A 1312-nucleotide genomic window follows, 5' to 3' on the forward strand; every position below is an offset into this window, starting at 1 on the left:
GGCTCAATAGATTTTTCATAGGGGTAAATGAGTATGATTCATATGAAATGCTTACCTTTGCATCATGGAAGACAAAGGTTTGCTAATGTTGGCACGTATGGTGCTGCCCAAGGAAGTGCTTGACCACTTCATCATAACTGATATTGAGTACGTTGACACGAAGGCTTATGACGAGCCTGAGATGCACATTCACCTTGACGAGAAAATACATCCAGACCTTCAGGGTGACAGTCATTTTGAATCGAAGGGTTTTATCTCTCCCGTAGAGGTGACAGACTTTCCCATCCGTGACCACAAGGTGGTACTGGTTCTGCGCCGCCGCAGGTGGCTAGATACCCGCACAGGAAAGAGTTTCATTCTCCCGCTGAAAGTGACAGCCGACGGCACCCGCTACTCTAAGGAGTTTGCGGCTTTTTTAAAACAGACGTATGGGGAAATCCCCAGTGACCTGCCGTACGCTTGAGGATTTCTACTACATTGACGCACATACGTTCAAGAAACAGTACAAGGAGGTTCTGAGTGGCTATCGTAGCTGGAGTGAACTGCCACACGCAGACGAATGGCTTGTGTTTCCGGAAAACATTGGCTCTCATCTGGCTATAGATGAGACAAGCCTGTCCAACGGCGAGCTGTATACTATCGTAACCAACCGTGAGCGTCATGGCGGTGAGGGGTGTCTTGTTGCAGTCGTATCCGGCACGAAGTCGGAAGATGTCATCAAAGCCTTGGAGAATATTCCCGAAGAGAAACGCGAGGCAGTGACGGAGATAACACTTGACCTGTCTGACTCCATGCACAAGATTGTACGATCTGCTTTTCCGAAAGCCCAACGTGTCATTGACCGCTTTCACATTCAGAAACTCGCCTGTGATGCCGTACAGGAGATGCGTATCAGACACCGCTGGGATGCCATACAAGAAGCCAATGACGAGATGGAAAACGCCAGGCAGGAAGGGCGGGAATACGTTCCATTCCGCTATGAGAACGGCGATACAAAGAAAGAATTGCTGGCCCGTAGCAGATACCTGCTCTTCAAGTCGGCAGACAAATGGACTGACAGGCAGAAGATGAGAGCCAGAATCCTTTTCGAACTATATCCTGACCTGCAGAAGGCGTATTCGCTCTCTCATTCACTGAGGATGATCTTTGCCAAGAACACCATCAAGGATGCTGCCAGGCTCTCTATGGCCAAATGGTACAACAAGGTCGAAGAGGCTGGATTCCATTCCTTCAACGTTATTGCGGCTACGTTCTACGAGCACTATGATGACATACTCAACTTCTACAATAACAGGTCGTCTAACGCAGCAGC

The 1312-nt window shown here is 48.9% G+C and carries 2 protein-coding genes; both read left to right on the forward strand.

All coding sequences use genetic code 11. The annotated features are described in order from the left end of the window. Nucleotides 1-64 precede the first annotated feature (64 nt). Entirely contained in the window at nucleotides 65-463 is a 399-nt protein-coding gene (locus CIK88_RS01265) for a hypothetical protein (RefSeq protein WP_094390741.1), read from the forward strand. After that, nucleotides 429-1312, forward strand: an 884-nt coding sequence (locus tag CIK88_RS01270) for a transposase (protein ID WP_173815638.1), incomplete at its 3' end; no start/stop codon positions are given. The genes CIK88_RS01265 and CIK88_RS01270, both read left to right, overlap by 35 nt.

This window comes from Prevotella sp. P5-50, from assembly GCF_002251295.1.
Lineage (GTDB): Bacteria > Bacteroidota > Bacteroidia > Bacteroidales > Bacteroidaceae > Prevotella.